Source organism: Paenibacillus allorhizoplanae (genome assembly GCF_927798215.1).
Classification (GTDB): domain Bacteria; phylum Bacillota; class Bacilli; order Paenibacillales; family NBRC-103111; genus Paenibacillus_E; species Paenibacillus_E allorhizoplanae.
Map to the genome: position 1 here is coordinate 1 of NZ_CAKMMW010000062.1, position 1,303 is coordinate 1,303.

The window sequence follows — 1,303 nt, forward strand, 5'->3', positions numbered from 1 at the left end:
TGCAACTAGAATAAAAAGTGGACACCTCGTTAACAGATTTAAGATAATAGATACAACGAGGAGGTGTTCACAATGGGTGAACAACGGCAAAGGTACAATGATGAATTTAAACAACAAACGGTAAAATTTATTCAAGAACAAACGAAAACAGTAGCGGAAATTGCTGAGGAGTTAAATATTCCAGCGGGAACTCTTCATCAATGGGTCGCGAAATACCGTCAATTTGAAAGTGAGTCCCTTGCGAGTCCAGAGAAAATACGTCAATTGGAGCAACTCTTAAAGGAAAAAGAACGTGAACTCGCAGAGAAGGATCGCCGGATATTTGAAGCTGAAGAAGAACTTGCGATTGTAAAAAAGGCCGTGCACATCTTCAGCAAACCAAGGAACTAAGGTTCCAGTTTATTGAAGATCATCACTCTGAATTTTCAGTGGAGAAGATGTGCCAGACACTTGAGGTGTCCCGGAGTGGCTATTACAAATGGTTGAACGGAAAAGCCTTAATGAACAGCTACCAGAAGCGCAGAGCAGCCCTATTAGCACGAATTACTTTCATCTTCCATGACCATTTTGGCCGGTACGGAAGTCCTAAAATCACAGAGACTTTGCAGCGTGAAGGCTGGACGGTGTCAGAGCGTTTGGTAGGAAAGCTCATGAAGGGTGCTGGGCTTCGTTCCTGTGTATCCAGGAAGTTTCGAGTTCAAACAACCGATTCCAAGCACGATTCTCCTATTGCGCCTAACGTGCTAAATCAGAACTTCCAAACAACGGCGCCTAACAAAGTCTGGGTCACAGATATTACCTATATCCCGTGCCGTCAAGGCCGTTTGTATCTTGCTAGTGTTTTAGACATATATACACGTAAAATTGTAGGTTGGAAGCTCGGAGACCGTATGACGACCGACTTAGTTCTCGCTGCCTTAGATCAAGCCTATGAGGCCCAAAAACCACCTAAGGGACTGCTGCATCACTCCGATCGTGGTTCACAATATGCATCAGAAGAATACCGCGCAAGACTTAAGAAATACCATATGCGAGCTAGCATGAGTCGAAAAGGTAACTGTTATGACAATGCTTGCATCGAATCTTTTCACAGCGTGCTAAAGAAAGAGTTTATTTACTGTACGAGATTTTTGACCAAAGCCCAAGCACAACAAGATATGTTCGAGTACATTGAACTTTTTTACAATCGTAAAAGGATCCATGGTTCTTTAGGTTACCTTTCACCAGTTCAATATGAAGAAAACTACTACAAAGAAGTTAGTTAATTCTCTTAATAGGTGTCTACTTTCTTGACAGAGGTCCA

Annotated in this window: 2 protein-coding genes; both read left to right on the top strand. The window is 42.4% G+C overall.

The annotated features are described in order from the left end of the window. The first annotated feature begins 72 nt into the window (after positions 1 to 72). A complete protein-coding gene (locus L6I86_RS35495) occupies positions 73 to 390 on the top strand; it encodes a transposase (RefSeq protein ID WP_236293637.1) in 318 nt (105 codons plus the stop codon). Positions 391 to 401: 11 nt separating this feature from the next. After that, complete coding sequence (locus tag L6I86_RS35500) at positions 402 to 1,265, top strand: IS3 family transposase (RefSeq protein WP_236293639.1); 864 nt, start codon at positions 402 to 404, stop codon at positions 1,263 to 1,265. Positions 1,266 to 1,303 lie beyond the last annotated feature (38 nt).

Coding starts and splice junctions, on each gene's coding strand:
- L6I86_RS35495 (WP_236293637.1), top strand. CDS start 73: ATGGGTGAACAACGGCAAAGGTACAATGATGAATTTAAACAACAAACG.